Here is a 21,269-nt window from a genome sequence, read left to right as displayed (position 1 = left end):
CGGAGTACTACGACGGCTCCGCCCCACCCGCACCCTTCGGTCGGCATCGGACCTATCCCCGCCACGAGGGCGGGGAACGGACTACGGGCGGTTCCCACGTTCACTGTTGCTCGGTCAACGGGCGAGGCGCCCGGCTTTGCCCCTGCGGTCTCGTCGTGGCTACGCCGTAGACCTTCACCACGACCTGCCAGGCCCGACACATACAACCGTCCCGACAGTTCCCCACCCCCGACGGCCACCTGGCTGGCAGCCACCACAAGGGGCAGGTACGCACCGCACACCAGCCCAGATCCACCGGGTTCGAGCTGGTCGACGATGAAGAGGCTTCACAACACCGGTTCCTTGCGTACACCTTCCCGTCTCGTTCACCAGGCACGGCCCGTCCGGTAGTGCCGAACCGCCCTGACTTCGTCGCGGCTGCTCCCACCCTCCCCGGCGATCCCCGGTTCAGGCTGCCGCCAACTTCACCCAGCCGCTACGACGACCAGGCGATGCAGGTCTCTCACCTCCATCCGAAACAACAGCGCCTCGTGGCGCACCACGTGCTCGTCGACCCCGACCACGCGGACGCCGTCCAGGCGTGCCGGGTCGGCGATGAGCAGCCGTTGGCCCTCGGCCAGGACCGCGTCGTTGGCGGTGTTCCACGACACCGCGAGCCCTTCGGCGACACGGGACATCGACAGGTGCTGGACCACGACGGCGACCAGGCCCCAGCGCAGCCCGGCGCGGGAGATCTTCGCCCGCGGCTCGGCGGCGGCGGTGGTGTCCTGACGCCACACGTGCGAGCACTCTGCGCACCGGTAGCGGCGGACCGTCACCAGCAGGGTCGTGGGGCGCCACCCGAACGGCTCGTGCGCCAGCTCCCGGGTCACGGTGTCGCGCGGAGTGCCCTGGCAGCCGCACCGCTTGCACCAGTCGTCCGGGTCCACGACCCGACACGCGAGCACAGCCCGGTCAGGTTCGAGGCGCTGGCCGGTGACTTCCAGCCCCAGGTCGTCCAGGCCGGTGAAGGTGGTCAGGTCAGGGCGCGTGAAGGTAGCGTCGGGCACGTCGAGGTCTTCCGGATGGGCAGTGTGAGAACTTCCATCTTCGGAGGACCTCGACACCTACCCCTGGATCGACGCGCCAGCGCCCGCTACACCCTCATCTGCGAAGAGCCCGTTATCCCTGCTCGTGGCCTCGTCGTTTGGGGGTGAGAGACCAACAGCATGTCGGGCCCACGATCCCGATCACCTACCGGGTGCCCCGCTCAACTGCGAAGAGCCGGCCAACGCGCCTTGACTAGAAGAAGTCCGGGGCGTGATCCACGCGGATGGGGTCATCACTGGTGAGTTCGACGTCGCGCCTATGCGTTGCGACTATCCGCTCCACGATTGAGTTCGAGATACCTAGACGGCGTGAAACCTCCGCGCGTGTCATCCCGCTCGCCTGTAGGTGCCGGGCTGCTGTGGCGTAGCGCTCCTCGCGGGGCAGCCCGAAGCGTTCCTGCTCAAGGCGAGCTACCTCCTTGGCCAGACGGTCGGCTTTGCTATTCGACTCTCCTTCGAGATGAGGCGCGAGCACCTGTAGCTTGGCCGCATTTCTCGAGGCGAAGCCGAGCCGGTCGCGCTCCGCCGGGGTGAGTGCGAGAAGGATGGCCTCGGCGCGTCGGGCGAGCTCGCGTTCAGCTTTGGTGCGAGCACCGGACTCGTGGGCATAGGTGGCAAGCGCGCGCTCAAGGCGCTCGAGAAGCCGGAGGTCTTCGTTCTCGACGCGCTCCTCAATGAACGCGCGGTTCTCCGGGCCCCATGCCAGAGGGTCGTACGCCGGGTCCTTCACCAGCGTCTGAACGAGCTGGGTAGCTTGGTGGTCGAGTTGCTTTCCGACAGTCTCTTCGAAGACTCGTCTGGCGACCCGTTCGACTGCGTCAGCGTCCTTGGCCTCGAGCTCGGCGACGTACTCTGCGACAACATGGCCACTGCGGTAACCGTTGAAGCGGCCGTCGGCAACCAATGCATCGACTGCCTCGCGGACCCGGCCAGAAACCTTCCTGCCGCTCTGCCAGTCGTAGTAGGGATCGTTGTAGTCATGCGACCCGCCCACCCGGATTGTGACGCTCCCAGAGCGTTGGTCCTCGTCCTCATTGAGGAGCAGGTCTTCGTCATCCGCTGAGTCGCCTCCCGTAAGGCGGAGCCTTTCGGCCGGTGTAGCGAACACGTGGACAACGCCGTTGGCCGCGAAGGCCGCCGCGGATCCGTCCGGATCGAGATACAAGATCGGAGCGCCAACCGCTCGAGCAACCGCCAAGAAATCTGCGAGTGTCTGCGACTCCGGGGTCAGCGTCGTGGCTCCCCCCCAAGGGATCCCTTCCCAAACGAAGAGGTTGGTCTGGGTCGCGAACTGTCGAACCTCAGCCTCGACGGTCTCCATGCTTAGGGCGCCTCCTCGTGCTTGTTCTTTGACATGTTCGACAGTTCCGCCACAAGCCCGACCAGGTGTTGGACTTCCGGGTACGTCGGTGCGAGTTCATATGCGTGTTGATGGCAGGCATCGCTGAGGCGACTCCAGGCGTACTCCGCTCGGTGCGCCAAGGCGCGATCATCGATGTAGACGCCTTCCAAGCAGGATAGTTTCGCGCGTGCAGATGCTCGATCGGCCGCGACGCCCTTGATCTTCAGGAGCTCTGTGATGACGCCCTCAAGTGCTGTCCGGGCGAGCCAGCATGCTCGACGCAGGGAGTAAGGATCCTGAGCCTCAATCTGCTGGCGGGCCTTCTCGACGAGAGTGTTCATTTGGCGCCCGCTTTGATGTCTTCCACGAGCTTCTTCGTCTTGTAGTGAGCATCCTCGGGGTCTGTCGCCAACCCCCGATGGAAGCCGTTGCTGGCGATCCCGAGGGCCCCGGGGCGGTAGGGCCCAGAGATCCAGCGTTGGGCAAGGTGCTCTTGAGGCTCTTCCCCAAAGATCGCGAGGAGAACCCGCTTGCGCGTGTTGTAAGTGCCTGACCAGGTCGATTCCAGATCGTGAATGCTTGCCCCGGTGGCGAGGCGGTTCGCGAAGTAGCGATCTTTCGCCGCAGACTCGATGGCGAAGCGGTAGAGCCCGGGCAACGTCTTGCGGAGATCGTCCTCGGTCAGTCGATCGTGCTGCCACTCCTTGATAAGGCCATGCGCGTCCCTGAGGTAGCGCACTGTTGGGTCTTGGGACGCGGTGATGCTGACGGCCGAATGTGCGCCGCGGCTGACTTCCAAAATCGTGGCGTCGTGGGGTGAGCGGCGCAATGCGGCGGGAAGTCGATCGTCGTGAGAGAAGACGATGACCTGTCTGGTCTGCGCAAGTTCACCAAGGAGGTCTACAAGTCCGTCAACCTTCGCCGGGTCCATGGCTTGCACCGGATCGTCGAGCACGACAAACCGGAACGGAGACTGTGCCAGCGTCGCTCGGGGCAGGAACAACGAGAGCGTCAGAGCGTGCAGCTCGCCTTGGCTGAAAACGGCGAACGAATCCACTGCCTCGCCATCGATCGCTCCGCTGATGCGGACACGTCGGCGAGTGTTGGTTCCTGTCAGCTCAAGAGCTCCCAGTTCAACGTTGCTCTCCTGCTTGAGCTTCTCCCACGCATGCCGCGCCTGGGCTTGAATCGGCTCGAGGCGCTCGTTTTTCAGGCGCAGGTCGTTGTCCTTCAGCCACTTCTCGGCATGGAGGAGCTGCTTGACGCTCGGCTCGACGTTCTTCCACGCCTCCCAGTCGTCACACCAGCCGGCGATAGCGCTAGCCAAAGGCCGCCACTCGTCGTCCAAGGCTGAGACCTCGGATGCCGCCGACTCCCTGAGGCAACTGACAGCGGCGGCAAGGGCGGGAAGTTGCTTCTCGACGTGGGCCGCTAGCACGTCAGCGCCGCCGGCGTCCTTCTTGACCTCGATGTTGGTCCATGCACTCCAGGCTTGTCGCGCCTCATCAACGGTGACCTGCAGCGACGGCATCGGCGCGTTCGTCAGCTGAGGGGGCGGCGACTGCAGCAGCTTGCGAACGGCCTCAAAGGCCAGGTCGAAGGTCTGATGGGCTGCTTCGACCTCGGCGAACTGCTTCTTCTCGTGCTCGACGAGGGCCTTACTCGTCTCCGCCCAGGCCGCGTCGAGGTTGCCTGCACGGCACACCGGACAAGTCTGATCACCATGGCTGGCGTGCAGCAGGAGGCCTTGCTCAAGCAGCTTCAAGCGGTCCCGATTGCGCTGGGACACCTGCGCGCCAGCGTCAGCGAGTTCGTTCTTCGCAGCTCGAAGGCGCGTGACGGCGACCAAGACGGCGGTCTCGTCGGGTGTCGAGAGCGTGGACAGCGCCCGCAGCGCCGGGAGTGGTCCGCGGTCGACCTGCTCACCGCCAGTCGCGAGTGCACGAAGTTTGGCCGTGTCGGGGTCTGCCTTTTCAGCGACGTCGCCGCCTCAGCGGCGCGGTCGTCTGTGGAGGCCGCTGCTTGTCCCAGTAGCTCCTTGCGCCGGGCGGTCGCGGCCGCGCCGGGTCCCTTGCGGGCGTCGGATCGTGCCTTGAGTCGCTTAACCGCGTCGCCGAGCTGTTCAACCCCAAGGATGCTCGCGAGTGCGTCGTACAGCTCGGATTGTTTGCCTTCGAGCATGCCGCCCAATTCGTCGTAGGACAGGATCGGCCTGAACTGCTCCAGCGCCCGCTTCCATCCCAAATGCTCGATGCTGTGAACTTGAGGCTGACCCGCTACCTGCGCCTTTACTGTGCGTGACTCGACGGAACTCTCGTCGTCGGACCACGTGGACGTCACGGTAATCGGGCCAACACCCTCCTCGAGGAGCCCGACAGAGACGGCCGCAGAGGAGTGATGGAGATTTCGCCACTGCTCGCGCCACTCTGCGCTCTTGTTCGCCCAGCGATAGGTGCCGCCAGTGAGGACGAGCTCAAGCGCCTCGGAGAAGCTGGATTTTCCGGAGCCGTTCCGCCCGGCGACGATGGTGAGCCCGGGCTTCGGAGCGATCGGAAGCTCGCACGTGGCGCCAATTCCTCGGAAGCCCTCAACCTTGATCGAGGTCAGGACAACCCCGTTCGCCTCGACCTCGTCTGAGGCCGCGGAAGGCTCAGGGCGAGCAACCGCGACGCCGTCGTCCAGGTAGCCATCGAGTTCGTCATCCCCCTCGAGTGCGGCCAGAACGAGCAGCGCCACCTCGTCGGGCAGATCGGAGTCTTCGAGCTGCGCGTTCACCCATTCGGTCAGGCTCATTGGCACGGAGCGAAGGTACCATCGGCCTCCGACGGATCTCCCAAGAATCGGGAGATCGACGGGTGGCACTTGCGGATGCCGAGTGGTTGGGTCGGCTTATGAGCTGGCGGCCGCGACCTGCAGCGCCCGGTACACCATCTTCTGGTCGCCGAGACGGCGTCGCAGCTGACGCTCGAGGCCTGCGATCGGGACCAAGTTCTGCGGGGCCCGCTGGTCTTTATATTCCACGGACGCGTACCGAGGCAGGAGAAGCTGGGAAAGGCTCGCGAGCTCGACGGCCTCTTTCGCCGTGAGATGAGCCGCGCACTCCACGCGCACGACCCCGACCCACGGCGAGCCCGGCCGGCACGGCAGCCGCAGGTACCATGCGTACCGGTCCCAGCTGGTGCCCATCAGGAACACCGGGGTCCGTTCCCCGGGCCCGAGCCGGCCCACGACCGCGTTCAGCTCCGGTGGCAGGTAGATCGCCCGGTGGGTCTTGATGAAGCCCAGCGCCCGCGGAAGGTGGTCCCGAGAGCGCAGCGGACCGTCGATGACGAGCAGGTCCGTGTCCCGCTCCGCGCAGTGCCCGCTGACCGCCGCCCTCGCGTTCGCCGCCGTGACCAGCTCGAGAGCGAGGAGCTCGCGCTGCAACGCTGCCGACAGCGTGACCGCCGGCGACTCCGCCTCGTCGGCCGGGACGTGATGGGCGCGGAACTCGCCGGCTTTCGTCGCCACGTCGGCGGCGTGCGCGTCGGTCGTAAACAGGCCACGCCGCTGCTCGGAGACCAGCATGTGCGCGCCACCATCCGGGCAGCAGCACACCGCACCGGAGGCGTAGGAGGCGGCGACACCCATCGACGCCCCGGTGTCATCGGCATCCGGGATCCACACCCGAGCCTCGATGCGCCGCACCCCGTCGATAAACACAACAGCGCCAGGCTCCTTGGACTCCGGTCCTGCGACGACCGGGGCCCACTGCTCCGGAGGCGTCTCCACGGTCGCGTCGATGCGGGCGGTCGACTCGGCGACGGCGGTCGCCTCGCCGGTGTCCTCCATCGCGGACCCGTACGCGGGGTCCCAGCCGTCGATGTGGAACCTCATCCGACCTCCCGGGCCGCTCGTCGTGGCGGTGGTCATCCGGCCTCCCTCTCCACGCGCGAGGTGCGGTTGTCGTGGCTAACCAGGAACCGAATCGGGGTCCGCTCGGCGAGAGCGGCGACGTGGGTGACGACGCCGACCATCCGCTCACCCTGAGCGAGGTTCTCCAGCGTTGCCGCGACCGTCTCCAAGGCGTCAGGGTCGAGCGTGCCGAACCCCTCGTCGAGGAAGATCGAGTCCAGGCGTGCGTTCCCGCCGACCGCCAGTGACGCGAGCTGCTCCGACAACGCCAGGGCCAGCGCGAGGGAGGCCTGGAACGTCTCACCGCCCGACAGGGTCCTCACCGAGCGGAGCGAGTCCGCGTCGAAGTGGTCGATGACGAAGAACTCGCCCTTCTCGTGCGTCAGGGTGAACTGGCCGCCAGACAGCTCGAACAGGCTGGTCGAGGCGCCCGCGACGAGCGTGTCGAGCGCAGCGGTCGCAAGCCACTGCTGGAACTTGTCCGAGCGCAACAGCGTGCGCAGCTCCCCGGCGACGATCGCCCGCTTCCGGGCCTCCTCGCTCTTGGACAGCACCTCGTCCTTGCGGGCCAGGGCGTCAGAAAGCCGTTCGGCGGCCGCGGCCGCCTGGGTGTGGGCGACGGCGACCAGACGCTCGGCGGACCGCGGGTCTTCCTGGACGCCGGCGACCGGCAGATCGTGCTCGTCAGCTGCTCGGTCAGCGCGTTCACACGCTTGGCCGCGTCCGCAGCAGCCTGCGCCTGGGACTCGGCAGCGTCGGCGGCGGTGGCCTCCTGCTCGGCGGCGCGGGACTCAGCCCAGGTGACGAGCTCGTCGAAGCATCCGGCCAGGTCCTCTCCCATCCGCGTCGCGTTGAACGTCGGAGGGCTCCACGCCGTCACCGTGTCGCGGATCGCGCCGAGAGCGTCCCGGTCGGCGGTGACCGCTGCCTGCGCAGCCTGCAACGCCTCCTCCGCGATCTTCGCGAACTGCTGGGCCAGCTCTGCGGCAGCGGCCGCGTCGGCGCGTGCCCGGGAGAGCGTCTCGGCCTCGGCGAGCAGCGCAGGCAGGGCGGCCCGAGCGGGCACCGACGCGAGACGTCCGGTCAGTTCCGTGTCGCGGCTGGTGAGCTGCTCGAGCGTCGCTGCTGCTCCAGCGGCCGCTGCCGCGGCCTGAGAGGCCGCTGACGCCGCTTCGGTCGCTGCGGTTTCGGCGCCGGACAGGTTCTCGGCCGCCTCACAGGCCCGCGCCTGGGCCTGCTCGGCTGAGGTCGTTGCGGCCGGCAACTGCTCGTCCTGGATCTGCTCGGCGGTCCCAGCGGCCCACGCGGTCAAGGACGCCCACCCGGCGACGGTCCCTTCGAGGGTGGAGGTGTCCACGGCCGGCGCGCCATCGGACTCGACGCCGGTGTGAGCCCGGACCAGCGCGGCGCGGTGACCGTCGATCTGCCGCTGCGCTTGCTCGGCGGCGACGCGGGTCGCGGCGACCTGCTTCTCGGCAGCGGCGAGAACAGCGGCAGCTTCGTCGCGGCTCGTGAACGCCTCACGGCACCGGGCCTCGGCAGCGGTCAGGGTCGAGGCAACCGCTGCCACGAGCGCCTCGACTGCTGAACCGGTGACGTCCTCACCGATCGGCGCCGGCAGCTCCTCCAGACCGGTGTCTGCGGCGAGGGAGGAGACCGCGGCGGTGAGACGGTCAGCGGCAGACCGCATCTCCCGGGTCTTCGCCTCCCGCTGCACCGTAAACGTCTCCGCGGCCCGGACCGCGGCGCGGTGCTGGTCCTCGGCCTGCTGCTGGGCGGCCTGTGCCGTGCGCCACGCCGCGGTGAGTGTCTCCACGGTCGGACCGTCGGTCGCCACCTCGGGGAGCGCGGTGACGGTCTGGGTGCAGACGGGGCACTCGTGGCCGACCTGCAGCGAGGGGCGCAGCGCGGCAGCTGCGTCTCGGGTGCGGGCGTCCTCGAGCGCGGCCCACGCGGTGTCGAGCTGCGCAGAGGACTCGGCCAGGCCCGCCGCAGCGGCCTTGGCGGCGGCCGCCAGCTCGGCGCCCTTCGCGGCGCCCGCGTCCCAGCCGGCGGCGCTCGCGGCGAGGGCGGTGCGTTCGGAGTCCAGGGACTGCAACGTGCGCGGGTCGGGCAGGCCCTGACATGCGGCCGCGGTCTTCGCTGCTGCGTCCTTGGCGTCCGCTAGGGCGGAGTCGGCTCTAGCGAGCTCCTCCGCAGTGTTCCGGGCGCCTGCGGCGAGGTCGGCGAGGTCGGTCGGCGCGGTGATGGTCGACAGGCGCTGGACCTGGTCGGTCAGGGCCTTCACCTTGGCTGCCGCGGCCTCGTGCTCGGCGCGAGCATGCTGGTCCGCGGTCCGGGCGTCGCGTAGCACCCGCTGGGCGACGTCCCATGCCTCAGTGGCGCGGGACGCTGCGGCCCTGGTCTCCTCGGCGGCCCGGGTCGCCTTCTCCAACGAGGAGCGGACCTGATCCGCTTCAGAGTAGAGCGTCTCGGCGGCGTCCAGAGCCATCTTCTGCGGCCCGGACTCGGCGGCTGTGGTCGCAGCGTTGAACGCGGCGGCGGCATCGGCAGCCTTGCTCGCCGCGTCGCTGTGCGCGGACTTCGCGCTCGTCAGGTTCGCGTGCCGGTCGACCAGCCCTCCGGGAGCCTTCACCTCCCGGAGGGCGGCGACGGCTGCGTTTGCCTCCGCCGCGGCATTGGCGTGCGTCTCCTCAGCGGTGCGGGCGGCGAGGACCGGAGCGACCAGGTCGGAGATCTGCGCGTTGAGCTCGGCGAGGACGTCGCGGCGGGTGGTCGCCGCCTGCCGCGCCTCCGGGGTCACCTCAGCGAGACCGCGGAGCTGGTCGGCGTACATCTCGACCTCCTTCTCCGCCTCCTTCGCCCGGGCGCCGGCGACCTTGCCGATCTGCTCGTAGTGGCCGGACCCAAGCAGCTTGAGCAGGATCGTCTGCCGCTCCCGCGGGGTCGCTTTGAGGAAGCGGGCGAACTCGCCCTGTGGGAGGACGACGCACTGGCAGAAGTCGTCGAACTCCATGCCGAGCAAGTCGCACATCGCCGGCGTTAGGTCGCGTACCTCGGAGACCAGCACCTCGGTCTCGACGGGGTCGTCGCCGGGGGCCGGACAGGCGGTCGGGTCGAGGAACCGCTCCAGGCGCGCGGCCTTCTGCTGGATCTGCTGCCCGACGCGGCGGACCTCACGCGCGACCTGGTACCGCCGCCCGGCGACGTCGAAGATGAGGGAGACGGTGCACCGGTTCGTCGTCGGAGCGAGCGCGTAGGCGATGGAGTTAGCGCGCTCCCAACGGTGAGCGGTCCCGTAGAGCGCGAACGTGATCGCGTCGATGATGGTCGACTTCCCCGCACCGGTCGGTCCGATGAGGGCGAAGTAGTCGACGTCGTTGAAGTCGACCGTCGCGGGCTCGCGGAACGAGGCGAACCCGTGAATGTCGAGGCGAACTGGACGCATCCTGGCTGCTCCTGTGGTTCTTCTCGGGCGGGCGCGTCAGCGGCCGGTGGTGAGCTCGTCGTTGATGGTGTCGAACATGGCGCGGACCCTTTCGTCGTCGGAGCCAACATGCGCGCAGTACTCCGCGAACAGCTCCGCCGGGGTCTTCGCGGCGACCTGGACGCTGGAGACCTTCCCCGACCCGGTGTTGGTGAAGTCGGAGTGGATGTGGATCTCGAGCGCATTCGGGAGAGCTTCGATGATGTCGTCGCGCAGGCCGGCGTACGTCGACTGCTTGACCCGCACACGCAGCCAGTCCTCCCCGTACTCCTCGGCGGCGGCGCGCAGCTGCTCGACGGTGCCCTCCACGGTGCGGAGCCGGCGCGCGGACCTCAGCGGCAGGTCGGTGACCTTCGCCGGAGCGCCGGGGGAAGCCTCGACGAGCAGAACGGTGGGGGTGTTCTCCTCCTCGCCGAAGTCGACGGCCAGCGGGGAGCCGGAGTAGTGGACCGGGCAGCCGGCCGGAAGCTCTTGACGGCGGTGCAGGTGACCGAGGGCAACGTAGTGGGTGTCGATCGGGAAGATCGCTGCGGGCACGTGGTACTCAAAGATCGACTGCGCCATCCGCTCGCCGCCGCCGAACGCCCCGCCGGTGCACGTCAGGTGCGCGGTCATCAGGTTCACCCCGTCGGGGTCGTAGCCGCCTTGGAGGTGGTCGACGATGTTCCGGACCCACTGGTCGTAGGACCCGACGTTGCGGGCCGGGACGTTGTCACCCGGTGCGATCAGCTGGGCGGCGCGGACGGCGTACCGCTGGGAGAGGAACGGGATGACGGCGACGTTGACCGGCTCGCCGGTGGAGCGGGCCGTGAAGGAGTAGACGCCGCCCTTGTCCTTCGCGCGGGCCTGCCCGTACAGATTGATGCCGGCGACGCCCATAAGTGGACGGAACGCCTCGAAAGTTGACCCGGAGTCGTGGTTGCCGGCGATCGCGATGACCTCGATGTCGTCCTTGGCCAGCGCGAGCAGCGTCGCGATGACCAGGCGCTGCGCTTCGGCGGTCGGGGCGGAGGTGTCGTAGATGTCGCCCGAGATGACGACGGCGTCGACGTCCTTGGCTCGGGCGTGGCCAACGATCTCGGCGAGGACCGCCTTGTGCTCGTCCAGACGCGGACGTCCCTTGAGCGTCTTGCCGACGTGCCAGTCGGAGGTGTGGAGGAACTTCATCGTCGACTCCTGGGTCGGTCGGAAGGTCGGGCGGCTGGCGCTGGGCGGTGGGTCAGAACGGCGGCTGGTCGTCGGCGATGGCACCGTCGTCGCCGTCGAGGTCGGGAAGCAGCGCGAACGGATCCGCGGCCGCGGGATGCGAGGCAGCCACGCCCGAGCCGGCCGCGGCACCGTCAGGCGCAGCCGTGGTGAACGTCGGGTCGGTGACCTCCGAGAGCCGCGTGGCCCAGGCCGGGAAGGGGAACTCCACGGCGAGCGGGACGGGGATCTCCGGCTGGGAGATGAACATCGTGCCCGGCTTGGCGAGCGTCGCGCGGCCGCGCTGGGAGGCAGGCAGGAACCCGTACTCGGGCCGGCCGGCCTCCGCGGGGTCCAAGCGCCCGACGATCTTGATTGAGGAGTTCGACACGATGCGCCGCTCGACCTCGGATGCGGTCTGCTGCGCGCCGATGAGGATGATGCCGAGCGACCGGCCGCGTTCGGCGATGTCGAGGAGGACCTCCTTGATCGGGGAGGACCCGTCACGTGGCGCGTACTTGTTCAGCTCGTCCAGCATTGTGAACAGCAGACCGCCGGAGCCAGCGGCCTCCTTGCGCTCGGTCTCGGTGGCGAGCACGACACCGACGACGAACCGCTGTGCCCGGTCGTGCAGGGCGTGGAGGTCGACGACGGTGACCTGCTGATTGGCCGTCGAGATCTGCCGGGTGGGGCTGTTGGGCAGGTCACCGCGGATGATCGGGGTCAGGTGCCGCTGGGAGGACCGCAACCGGCGTACGAACGCGTTCACGGTCCCGATGCCGGTCACGGGACCCGCCCACCGGGCCCGGTAATCCTCGTCGGTGACGCGCTCGGTGATGAACTCGATCAGGTCGGGCCACGTGCGGATCTGAATGCCGTCGATGGAGATGGCGCCGTCGTTCCCTGCCGGCACGGCGTCGGACTTGAGCCGCGCGGCGACCTGGTGGATGACCATCGTGTACTGGCTGCGCTCGTCCTCGCTGTCGGCGAAGACGTAACGGAGCAGCTCCCGGTCGCAGAACTCCACGAGGGTCCACCAAAACGCGTTGACGCCTGACGTGCGGCCCTTCACGTTCGGACGGCCGGTCTGGTCATCGGGCATCGGCGGGGAGTAGAACCCGGCGGAGGAGAACGGGACGGGAGCCAGTCCGAGCTTGGCGTACTTGGCGGCGTGGACGTCGGTCAGCTTGTTGTTCGTCTGGTCGAGGAACAGCAGGTCTTCACCCTTGACAGAGAAGATCAGAGCTTTCGCGTTCACCGATCGTGCGCCGAGGGCGCCGGAGGTGAAGACGGAGTGGAGGAGGAACAGCGCGAAGCTGGTCTTGGTCGCGACGCCGGAGATGCCGGAGATGGAGACGTGAGCGCCACGGGTGCCGTCGAGGAATTCCAGGTTGCAGTAGACCGGGACACCGTCGCGACCCAGCCCGACGGGCACCTTGGCTTCCATCTGGTCGAAGTACAGCGCCTGGTCACGCTCGACTCCGGTGGCACGGTACGCGTCCGCGCCGGGGCGCGGCGGGACGTAGCACTCCGGGTCGACGCGGGTGGCGGTGACCTCGGCAACCTCCTGGACCTGCCCGGGCATGACGCCGTCGGCGATGAGGAAAACGTCCGAGCCGAACGTGGCGCCCTCGTGGCGAGCGACGACGTCGGTGACGACCCCGGAGGTGACGACCTTGCCGACGCCGGGGACCTCGCGCGAGCAGGTCACGACGTCGTCGAGCTGGAGGTAGGCGTGCTCTGTAATCGCCACGTGAAACTTCAGCGGCGTCGAGTCCTGCGTGCCGGCGACCTTTCCGACGAGTGCCTGTACGTTCTCGCTGGACTCGCCCGTGGCACCGCGTACTACCTCACCAGCGCCCGGCGTGGCGCCTTCCCCGACGGTCACGAGCGGGTCCTGCTGCTCGGGACCCGGCACCTGGGTCTTCTCCGCCGTGCCGCCGGATGGGCTGTAGGTGCCGACGGGGGTGGTCGAGGAGTGGTTGCCCATGTGTCGCCTTCCTTGAAGTGCCCGATGCGCAGTCTTTCATCGGTTCGCCCGCAACCGTACGAGCAAGGGCTGACAGGTGTCATGCTGCCAAGGAGCAGTGGTGCCCACGCGACCATGGCTTACGACGAGCAGCTCTCCTGTGGACCGAGTTCGAGGACCGGGTGCATGTGGGCCGTTGACCCACCGCGCGTCGGCGTGAGAGGTGATGGGCCACGTGCGCACGAGGCTCAATCGCCGCGGTGTGACGCGGGCGTCGGTTGTGGGTCGCTCGGGCTGCCGGTGACGTTCTCTCAGGCAGGGAGTTGGACGAGGCGGTTGACGGCCGAGCGGGCCCGAGCGTCCAGCCAAAAGCTCTCAACTCCGCGCGCCCGAGCGCGAGCCAGGAGCGTCGCCAAACGTCCGGCGTGAGTGAGGATGTCTCGTCCGTCCGCGTCGACGTCAGGGGCTCCATCGACTTGCCGCCTCGCGACCTCGGTCTCCGTGTGGTGGTCGAGCTCCACCCTTGCGCCGCTCTGCATGTACGCCGTCAGCGGTTCCGTGGTCCTCCGGAGTCCGCCAGGCGGGTACAAGACGATTCGCTACGGCATCCTCGATCACCGTCCGAAGGGCGCGTGACATACGACTGGCCGAAGGGTGCCCTCGGGCAACGAGGCCTGGACGGCTCCCCGCCGCTTGCGCCCAAGGTGTCGACGGCGGCAGAACGGGCCACGAGGGGGCATGCGCGATGCACGTATGCTGCACGAAAGGGTTCAAGAGACACTGTTACGTGCGATATTCGCAGGTCAACGGGTTTCGCCTGGATGTCTTGTAATCAGGTGGTTGACAGTTCGAGTCCCTTCGCCCGCTCTGTCTACCGGCCACCGGTTCAGTCCTCCAGCCGCGCGGCGAGCTGGTCAAGCACCTGAACCAACGGGTCACTGGTGGGGATGACCGTCTCGCAGGAGTCCACCTCGTGCTGTTCACCGTCGGCGGTCCAGCTGTAGGAGAACGACGTTCCGTCGCTGTCCGCGGCGCACACGGTCGCCACCTCGGATGCCGACGCGAGCCCGGTGGTCTCCACCGCATCGAGCACCTGATCCAGCTCGGCGTCCGTCAGCCGCCCCTCCGACGCTCCGTCCTGCGTGTCGAGGCGCCAACCGCCGTCGCCACCCACGACGAGCTCGGCACGGCAGGGCCCGTCGGCGCACATCCCACCCCACGTGGAACGGCCGGCGACCACAGAGGGCTCGGTCTCGGACGGCGTGTGGGTCGTGGAGCGCGGGTCCGGTGCGGTGGCGGTAGCGCTGGACGTGGCTGAGTGGCCTCCGGCGGGCCGCTGCTGGTCGACGTGGAGGCCGGCCACCGTCACCAGATGTATGCCCTGTCCCAGGGGATCTGGGATCTGCCCGACGACCCGGAGAACGCGGGCGCTCCTGCGTCGCCGGACACCGGGGCGCTCATGCTCGGGACCCGCGGCGGTGACCTGGTGCCTCTGGTCGAGGGCCTGGACCGGCCGACCTCCATGGAGATCCGCGGTGGGACCGCGTGGGTCGTGACCCTGACCGGGACGGTGCTGCGCATCGACGGCATCTGAGGGCAGACAGGGGTATGGTGCCGCTCCCGCGGGCACGGGAGCGGCACCTCCCCGTGGGGTCACCGGCTCGGTGCGTGCACCAGGTGCAGGTGCACCAGCATGTCGCGGAGCCAGTGGCTCTCGGGCTCCGGCTGCGAGGACCCGGGGTCGGGGCCCCGTCGGGTCTCCCGTTGACGGAGTGTGACCTGCAGGTCGCGCTCGCGCTCACGTGCGACGGAGCGGGCGGCCAGGTGGTCCAGCTGGGACATGGTGAGTGTCCTTTCCTGTCGGTCTTGGGTGGGGCGGCTCGGCCCCCCGGACGGGGAGAGGAGCCGTGGTGCGGTGCCTTACTGCATGACGAGGCCACGGTGACGGGTGACCTCTTGGGGCGTGCTGTCGTCGCCCACGGACGGTGCCGGATGTCCGGGCCGCCAGCCCCGGGCATACCCGCCGGTCCCGCCGGCCCCGCCGGCCGCAGCCTGCTCCCTGCGAAGCCCCTCCCGTTCAGCGGCGTCCCGGTCGTCGCTGTAGTCGACGGCTTCGACCTCGGGCGCCTCCTGGTCCCCGCACCCGGTCAGAGCGGCCACGGACACCAGGAGGGCGACCGCAGTGGTGTGGATCTTCATGGTCCCTGTCCCTTCTCACCCCGCCCGGACGCCCTGCCCGGGGCTCTTCGGGTGACATCTCCACGATGGCCACGGGGAAGGGGGCGCGGAATACGTGATGAGTCGTAGCCGCAGAGGGTTACGACGAAACGCGTATGCCCCGCACGGGCGTCCCAGGAGTACCGTCGAAGGGCCGGTCAGCAAGCCCGCACAGGAGGGTCCCGTGTCTGACAGCACGACGAGCACGACCCAGGTCGACCTGCTGCGGGCGGTCCGCGAGCTGGCCGACCCGGCGGCGCAGGATGCCGGCTCCCCGGTGCTGCTCGTCGCCCTCCTCGAGAGCCTGCTGGACTGCGAGGCCGAGGCCCTCGAGGCCGAGGCGCTCCGGACCCTTCCGTGCACTCCCGCGTTCGCCGCCACCGGGCATACCGAGCTGGTCGTCGACGCTGCCGCGGGCGGGGTGGTCCACGCCGGGATCCGGCTGCGGCGTCCGTCGGCCCGTCCCTTCGGCGAGGACGACGTCGTCCTGGTCGACCTGCTCCGGCCGCACCTGTCCGCCTGGCTCAGCAGGCGCGGGGACCCGGCCGGCCCCCTGGGCGACCGGCGCTGACCCAGCGGCAGCGGGAGGTCCTGGCCCTCGTGCGGTGCGGCCTGTGCAACAAGGAGATCGCCCACGCCCTCGGCCTGACCCAGGCCACCGTGCGCAAGCACCTGGAGAACGCCTTCCTCAGGCTGGGCGTGGCGAGCCGCACGGCAGCGGTCGCGCAGGCCTTCGGGCCCGACGACGGCACGGAGCGCGGTCATGTCTGAGCGCTCGCTGTCGCCGCACGACCTGCGGATCCTCCGCGACCTCCTGGACCTCACCCGGCCGGGTCATCGTGAGGCGCCCGCAGAGCGGACCTTCCAGCTCCTGGCGCACCTGGAGTCGTTGGTCGGGTGCGACGCCGCGAGCCTGCAGGAGATGGACTGCGTCCAGCAGGTCCGCCTCTACTGCCAGGCCTCCACGGGCGGGCAACGGTGGAGCGAGACTCCCGAGGAGCGGGCCGTCACGAGGCGGGACCCGGGCGTCGCCCTCTTCTGGCGGTGCTGGTGGAGGTCCACGTGCAGCCTTCCCGAGCGGGTCGGGAGGCCGGTGGTCGTCTCCGACCGGTCGGTCCTCAGCCGGCACGAGATGAGGTCCGACCCGCTGTATGTGGAGTACCTGCACTACGTCGACGAGATCCTCGTCGGCTACCCGACCGGTCGGGGCCGCAGCGCACGCCTGATCCTGCGGCGGGACGAGGGCTCGGCCTTCGGCCCGCGCGAGCTGATGCTCATGGAGCTGCTCCTGCCGCACCTGCGGGGGCTGGTGCTGAGCACGCTCCCGCCGGTCCAGCCCCTGACCGCCAGGCTCACGGGCCGCCAGGTGGAGATCCTGCGACAGGTGGCCCTGGGGCAGACCAACCGCGAGGTCGGGCGGGTCTTGGGGATCAGCGAGGCGACGGTGCGCAAGCACCTCGAGCACTCCTACGACCGGCTCGGGGTCCTCAGCAGGACCGGCGCGGTGGCGGCCCTGACCGTCACCCACCAGGCAGCGGTGGCTCGGGCCTGACGCCCCCGGGGACCGGCGTGGTCTAGCGTGACGGCGTGCACCCCCAGCTGGCCCGCCTCGATGCTCTCGCCGCGTCTGTCGCCCGAGACCCCCACGTCGAGGCCGTCCTCGGCCTCGGCTCCGCCGGCCAGGAGACGCACCGCTTCGACGACCACTCCGACATCGACTTCTTCCTGGTCGTCGACACCCCCGCGACCAAGCAGCGCTACCTGGCGGGCACCGGCTGGCTGGAGGGGCTCGGCGGGCAGGTCGCTTTCAGCTTCGTCAACGACCCGAACGGCCGCAAGGCGCTGCTGGCCGACGGGCTCTTCCTGGAGTATGCGGTCTTCACCCCCCAGGAGCTCGCGGCGATCCCGCTGGTGGGCCCCCGGGTGGTCTGGTCGCGCGAGGGCCGGGACCCGCTGGCAGGGGGCGCCGCCGCGCCGGCCCGGTCCGCCCTCGACACCCCTGAGTTCCACGTGAACGAGGCGCTGACCAACCTCTTCGTCGGGCTGCACCGCGAGCTGCGGGGAGAGCGGCTGGCGGCGATGCGCTTCATCCAGGTCTACGCGCTCGACCGCGTCCTTGCCCTGGTCCGCCTCCACCCGTCGGCGTCCCTGGCCCACCCCGACCCTTTCGAGGCCAGCCGCAGGATCGAGCGGGCCTCGGTGCCGGGCGACCTGCCCCTGGAGCGCATGGCTCCTGGCTACGACAAGAACCCCGAGGCCGCGCGGGCGGTGCTGGCCTGGCTGACCGCCCACCACGACCCGGACCCCGTCATCGTCGAGGCCGTGAGTGCCCTGCTCGCGGCGCTCGAGACCGGTCAGCCCGGCGTCACCCCCACGCGGTAGCCCCAGGCCGGCAGCTCCCAGACCGCACCCTCGCGGTGCTCCACGGGCTCGCCCGACCAGGCGTCCGCATACTCCAGGTCCTGCCCGGGCCGCCCCGAGGGTGACGCGCGCGGGGCGGTCGGAGAGGTTGAAGGCGGCGATGACGGCGTCCCCGGTCGCGTGCACGCGGACGAAGCTGATCACCCGGTCCTCGTCGTCGTTGACGACGCGGGTCATCCGCGCGCCCCAGCCCGCGTTCCACAGTGCCGGGTGGGCCTTCTTCAGCGCGAAAAGATGACGGTAGAGCTCGCCCTGCGGGTCCTCCCGCCACGCGATCTCGTCCTTGTCGAAGAAGACCAGCCGGCGGTCGTTGCCGGCCTCCTGGCCGTTGTAGATCATGGGGATGCCCTCGCTGACTACGGACATGACGACCGCCGCGTCGAGCATCGGGCCGAACTGCTCGTACTCCGTCCCCTCCCACGCGTTCTTGTCGTGGTTGGACACGAAGAGCATCCGCATGACGTCCTGCGGCCAGGCCCGCTCGTTCCAGGCGTAATAGACCTTCAGCTCGAAGGGGGTGGCCCGGCCGTGCGCGATCTTGTGCATGGTCTCGTTCCACGACCAGGCGTAGGTGGCGTCGAAGGCCTCCTCGTGCAGGTCCCGGTTCTCCCACTCCGCGAGCAGGAAGACCGGCTTGATCTCCTCCAGCTGGCGACGCGCCGCCGCCCAGAAGTCGGTCCACACGTAGCCGGCGACGTCGCAGCGGAAGCCGTCGACGTCGGCCTCGCGCACCCAGTAGGCCATCGAGTCGGCCATGTACTCCCGCAGCCCGGGCTGGTCGTAGTCGAGGTCGACCACATCGTCCCAGTCCCACCAGGGGGTGGGCACGAGGTCGCCCTTCCAGTCGCGGCGGTACCACTCCGGGTGCTCCACCGTCAGCGGGTTGTCCCAGGCGGTATGGTTGGCGACCCAGTCCAGGATGACCCGCAGGCCGAGCGCGTGCGCGGCGTCGACGAAGGCGCGCAAGTCCTCCAGCGTCCCGAACTCCGGGTTGACCGCACGGTAGTCCCGCACGGCGTAGGGGGACCCGAGCCCACCCTTGCGGTTCTCCTCCCCGATCGGGTTGACCGGCATCAGCCACAGGATGTCGACGCCCAGCTCCTTGAGGCGGGGCAGGTGCGCCTGGGCGGCGGCGAAGGTGCCCTCAGGGGTGAAGTGACGCTGGTTGACCTGGTAGATCACCGCGTCCCTGGTCCACTCCGGGTGGTTCAGGCGGACGGGCGGACGGGGCTCATGGCGGGAGCTGGGCATCCCCGCAGTATGCCGACCGGGCACCTCCTCGTGCACTCCGCCCCGGTCGCCGGCCGGGCTCAGGTCGTCCCGGGGTCGACGCCGAACTCGAGCCACAGCGGGTAGTGGTCGCTGATGCGCCACGACATCTGGGAGCGGGTCAGGCCGCTGCCGGTGAGCACGTGCGGGACGAAGTCGACGTTGCCACCGACCTGGTCGAAGGTGATCCCCTCCAGGCGTGACTGCGTGAGACCGTCGGCCCCGACGGGGGTGAACCAGGAGATCTGGTCGTAGTAGTGACGGTCCTTGTCGTCGTCGAAGATGGTGCGGGGGACGTCGTGGAGCACGGCCGGCGGGTAGAGGCCGGTGGCGACGAACTCCCGCCACAGCGGGTCCTCGTAGCGGTCGATGTTGAAGTCGCCGAGCACGAGCAGGTTGCGGTTCCAGTCCTTGGGCCGGTCGGCCCAGGAGCGCATCCAGCGGGCGAAGGCGGTGATCTCCGGGAGCCGGTCGGCCGGCTTGTTGCCCCAGATGACGTGGACGGTCGTGAGGATGAACTCCACGCCGTGGCGGACGAACCCGGCTGCGTAGGGGGTGCGGGCGAACTGGCGTGCGGGGCCCTCGGCCTCGTCGGGCAGCACGATCTCGCCCACCAGGCCGGAGGGCTGGACGCGGGTGCTGTCGTAGACGTAGGCGAGCCGCTCGCCGTTGCCCGGCCCGCCCTCGGTGACGTCGGAGGCGATGACGCGGTAGTCGGGGCCGAGGAGCGACAGGACCGCGAAGAGGGCGCTGGTCTCACGCCGGCTCTCCTGGACGGCCGTCACGTCGAAGCGGCGCAGCACCTCGGCGATGCACGCCATCGCGTGCCAGTCGCGAGTGGGGCTGTCCCCGGCCCGGGACGTCCACCGGTCGGTGTAGCCGCCCAGGGCGCGCACGTTCCAGGTGCCGATGAGCAGGTTCGTGGGCCCCTTGCCCGGGACGACCCGGTCGAGCTCGGCCCCCAGCCCGGCCAGGTCGGCCTGCACGTGCGCCGGCACCGGTGCGGGCGGGGTCCGGGGCGCGGGGCTCCCGTGGGGAGGGGCCATGAGGTGAGGATGGCACAGGACGGCCCGTCGCGGACGGTATGCGGTGCACGCGGGCCCTGCGTCGGTCGTCGTCAGCCCGGACCTCACCTGCGGGAGCTGACCTGCTCCCCGGCCATCCAGACCTCGCGCACCCGCTCGCGCAGCCCCGTGAGGTCGTCGAAGGCGCCGTCGAGCACCACCACGTCCCCGACCTTCCCCACCTGCAGCGTCCCGTGGTCGGCCTCCACCCCCAGCAGCTCGGCCGCCACCCCGGAGGCGGACGCCCAGACCTGGGCGGGCGGCATACCCAGGGCGGCGAGGTGCCCGAGCTCCTCGAGGTTGGTGCCGTGCACGCCCACCCCGCTGTCGGTGCCCATCGCCACCCTGACCCCCGCCTCGATCGCGCGCCGCGCGGAGTCGTCGTGCACGGCGGCGACCATCCGGGCCTTGGCCAGGACCGCGTCCGACATCGCGGCCCCGGCGGCGGCCTGGGCCAGCACCGCCCGCGGGGCGCTCAGGGTGGGCACCAGCCAGGTGCCGTGCTCGAGCATCAGCCCGATCGCCTCGTCGTCGAGGTAGATCCCGTGCTCGATCGAGCGGACCCCGTTGCGGACCGCCGTCTTGATGCCGTCGGTGGCGATGGCGTGGGCCATGACGGCCAGCCCCGCCGCGGTGGCCTCGCGCACCAGCTCTGCGACCTCGTCGTCGCGCAGGTGCCCGTGCCTCGGATCGGACCGGGGCGAGAGGACCCCACCGCTCGTCGCGACCTTGATGACGTCCGCGCCCGCCCGGACCAGCTCGCGCACCTTGCGGCGCATCTCCACCGGCCCGTCCACCACCGACGACGGCATGCCGGGATGCGCCGCGAGCAGGCCGAGCTCGGCACCGCAGACGTGCCAGTCGTCACCGTGCCCGCCGGTCTGGCTGATCATCTGGATGGCGACCTGCATCCGCGGCCCCAGCACCAGCCCGCGGCGCACCGCCTCCGCCAGCCCCAGGTCCGCGCCCCCCGCGTCCCGGACATACGTGATGCCGGTCGCCACGGTGCGCCGCATCCGGTCGAGAGCCTCGTAGAAGGGGAGGGAGAACGGCGTCTGCAGGACCTGCAGCATCGTGGGCTGCTCGAAGAGGAAGTGCACGTGGCAGTCGATGAGCCCGGGCGTCACGAACCCGCCCTCACAGTCCACGACCCGCGCGTCGTCCGGCACCGGGAGATCGGGGCCGACGGCCGCGACCCGGCCGTCCACCACCAGCACGTCACCGGGCGCCGGCTCGGCGCCCGTCCCGTCGACCAGCACGCCACCGCGGAAGAGGACCTGGCTCATGCCGGTCGACCCTACGCCCGGGCCGGCACCGTCGCCCGAGCCGGCAC

At 69.7% G+C, this 21,269-nt stretch carries 19 protein-coding genes and 1 pseudogene; 4 read left to right on the top strand and 16 right to left on the bottom strand.

Annotation, left to right across the window (positions count from 1 at the left end; genetic code table 11):
* Window positions 1-530 precede the first annotated feature (530 nt).
* The 11 genes and pseudogenes from E3Z34_RS14105 to E3Z34_RS14055 all read right to left on the bottom strand — a co-directional run.
* Window positions 531-1,049 (bottom strand): annotated as a pseudogene (locus E3Z34_RS14105) (transposase); the annotation flags it as partial.
* Window positions 1,050-1,281: 232 nt separating this feature from the next.
* A complete protein-coding gene (locus E3Z34_RS14100) occupies window positions 1,282-2,409 on the bottom strand; it encodes a hypothetical protein (RefSeq protein WP_134774117.1) in 1,128 nt (375 codons plus the stop codon).
* A gap of 2 nt (window positions 2,410-2,411) precedes the next feature.
* Window positions 2,412-2,771: a hypothetical protein gene (locus tag E3Z34_RS14095; RefSeq protein ID WP_134774116.1), complete on the bottom strand. Its 360-nt coding sequence runs from the start codon at window positions 2,769-2,771 to the stop codon at window positions 2,412-2,414.
* Window positions 2,768-4,195 carry a hypothetical protein gene (locus E3Z34_RS14090; RefSeq protein WP_158288688.1) on the bottom strand — a complete coding sequence of 476 codons (1,428 nt, stop codon included), beginning with the start codon at window positions 4,193-4,195 and terminating at the stop codon, window positions 2,768-2,770. Before E3Z34_RS14090 ends, E3Z34_RS14095 begins: the two co-directional genes overlap by 4 nt.
* On the bottom strand, window positions 4,192-5,223 hold the full coding sequence (locus E3Z34_RS14085; protein WP_158288687.1) for an AAA family ATPase: 1,032 nt from the start codon (window positions 5,221-5,223) through the stop codon (window positions 4,192-4,194). Before E3Z34_RS14085 ends, E3Z34_RS14090 begins: the two co-directional genes overlap by 4 nt.
* A gap of 96 nt (window positions 5,224-5,319) precedes the next feature.
* Complete coding sequence (locus E3Z34_RS14080; protein WP_202976960.1) at window positions 5,320-6,342, bottom strand: hypothetical protein; 1,023 nt, start codon at window positions 6,340-6,342, stop codon at window positions 5,320-5,322.
* Window positions 6,339-6,815 (bottom strand): SbcC/MukB-like Walker B domain-containing protein, encoded by a 477-nt coding sequence (locus E3Z34_RS14075; protein ID WP_202976959.1) that lies wholly within the window; start codon window positions 6,813-6,815, stop codon window positions 6,339-6,341. Before E3Z34_RS14075 ends, E3Z34_RS14080 begins: the two co-directional genes overlap by 4 nt.
* A complete protein-coding gene (locus tag E3Z34_RS18305; RefSeq protein WP_134774112.1) occupies window positions 6,707-9,772 on the bottom strand; it encodes an AAA family ATPase in 3,066 nt (1,021 codons plus the stop codon). The genes E3Z34_RS14075 and E3Z34_RS18305 overlap by 109 nt, the downstream gene beginning before the upstream one ends.
* Before the next feature lie 36 nt (window positions 9,773-9,808).
* Window positions 9,809-10,978, bottom strand: coding sequence for an exonuclease SbcCD subunit D (locus tag E3Z34_RS14065; protein ID WP_134774111.1), 1,170 nt, complete (start codon window positions 10,976-10,978; stop codon window positions 9,809-9,811).
* A 52-nt stretch (window positions 10,979-11,030) separates the two neighbouring features.
* Window positions 11,031-12,986, bottom strand: a complete 1,956-nt coding sequence (locus E3Z34_RS14060) for an ATP-binding protein (protein ID WP_202976958.1) — start codon at window positions 12,984-12,986, stop codon at window positions 11,031-11,033.
* Window positions 12,987-13,851: 865 nt separating this feature from the next.
* The gene (locus E3Z34_RS14055) at window positions 13,852-14,175 is read right to left on the bottom strand and encodes a hypothetical protein (protein ID WP_134774110.1); all 324 of its coding nucleotides are present in this window, start codon (window positions 14,173-14,175) and stop codon (window positions 13,852-13,854) included.
* Between the two features lie 108 nt (window positions 14,176-14,283).
* Here E3Z34_RS14055 and E3Z34_RS14050 point away from each other — a divergent pair, with 108 nt between their 5' ends.
* Window positions 14,284-14,559 carry a hypothetical protein gene (locus tag E3Z34_RS14050; RefSeq protein ID WP_134774109.1) on the top strand — a complete coding sequence of 92 codons (276 nt, stop codon included), beginning with the start codon at window positions 14,284-14,286 and terminating at the stop codon, window positions 14,557-14,559.
* 59 nt (window positions 14,560-14,618) lie between these two features.
* Here E3Z34_RS14050 and E3Z34_RS14045 read toward each other — a convergent pair whose 3' ends face one another.
* Together E3Z34_RS14045 and E3Z34_RS14040 are read right to left on the bottom strand one after the other, a co-directional pair.
* Entirely contained in the window at window positions 14,619-14,807 is a 189-nt protein-coding gene (locus E3Z34_RS14045; RefSeq protein ID WP_134774108.1) for a hypothetical protein, read from the bottom strand.
* Window positions 14,808-14,885: 78 nt separating this feature from the next.
* Window positions 14,886-15,164 (bottom strand): hypothetical protein, encoded by a 279-nt coding sequence (locus tag E3Z34_RS14040; RefSeq protein WP_134774107.1) that lies wholly within the window; start codon window positions 15,162-15,164, stop codon window positions 14,886-14,888.
* Between the two features lie 202 nt (window positions 15,165-15,366).
* On the opposite strand from E3Z34_RS14040, the gene E3Z34_RS19130 reads away from it, so the two are divergent.
* The 3 genes from E3Z34_RS19130 to E3Z34_RS19550 are packed head-to-tail and all read left to right on the top strand — an operon-like array spanning window position 15,367 to window position 16,734.
* The gene (locus E3Z34_RS19130; RefSeq protein WP_194092414.1) at window positions 15,367-15,753 is read left to right on the top strand and encodes a hypothetical protein; all 387 of its coding nucleotides are present in this window, start codon (window positions 15,367-15,369) and stop codon (window positions 15,751-15,753) included.
* 29 nt (window positions 15,754-15,782) lie between these two features.
* Entirely contained in the window at window positions 15,783-15,953 is a 171-nt protein-coding gene (locus E3Z34_RS19125; protein ID WP_238695190.1) for a response regulator transcription factor, read from the top strand.
* Entirely contained in the window at window positions 15,946-16,734 is a 789-nt protein-coding gene (locus E3Z34_RS19550) for a response regulator transcription factor (RefSeq protein ID WP_275106663.1), read from the top strand. Before E3Z34_RS19125 ends, E3Z34_RS19550 begins: the two co-directional genes overlap by 8 nt.
* Here the strand turns inward: E3Z34_RS19550 and E3Z34_RS18295 are convergent.
* From E3Z34_RS18295 to E3Z34_RS14015, 3 genes are all read right to left on the bottom strand, one after another.
* Entirely contained in the window at window positions 16,650-18,854 is a 2,205-nt protein-coding gene (locus E3Z34_RS18295; protein ID WP_202976957.1) for an alpha-amylase family glycosyl hydrolase, read from the bottom strand. The genes E3Z34_RS19550 and E3Z34_RS18295 overlap by 85 nt on opposite strands.
* Window positions 18,855-18,913: 59 nt before the next feature.
* Complete coding sequence (locus tag E3Z34_RS14020; protein ID WP_134774105.1) at window positions 18,914-19,918, bottom strand: endonuclease/exonuclease/phosphatase family protein; 1,005 nt, start codon at window positions 19,916-19,918, stop codon at window positions 18,914-18,916.
* A gap of 83 nt (window positions 19,919-20,001) precedes the next feature.
* Window positions 20,002-21,222: a metal-dependent hydrolase family protein gene (locus E3Z34_RS14015; protein WP_134774104.1), complete on the bottom strand. Its 1,221-nt coding sequence runs from the start codon at window positions 21,220-21,222 to the stop codon at window positions 20,002-20,004.
* Window positions 21,223-21,269: the final 47 nt, after the last annotated feature.

Origin of the sequence: Ornithinimicrobium flavum, from assembly GCF_004526345.1 — a bacterium.
GTDB lineage: Bacteria > Actinomycetota > Actinomycetes > Actinomycetales > Dermatophilaceae > Ornithinicoccus > Ornithinicoccus flavus.
The sequence above is the reverse complement of the archived record's forward strand: the minus strand, read 5'-3'. Positions and strand labels throughout refer to the sequence as shown.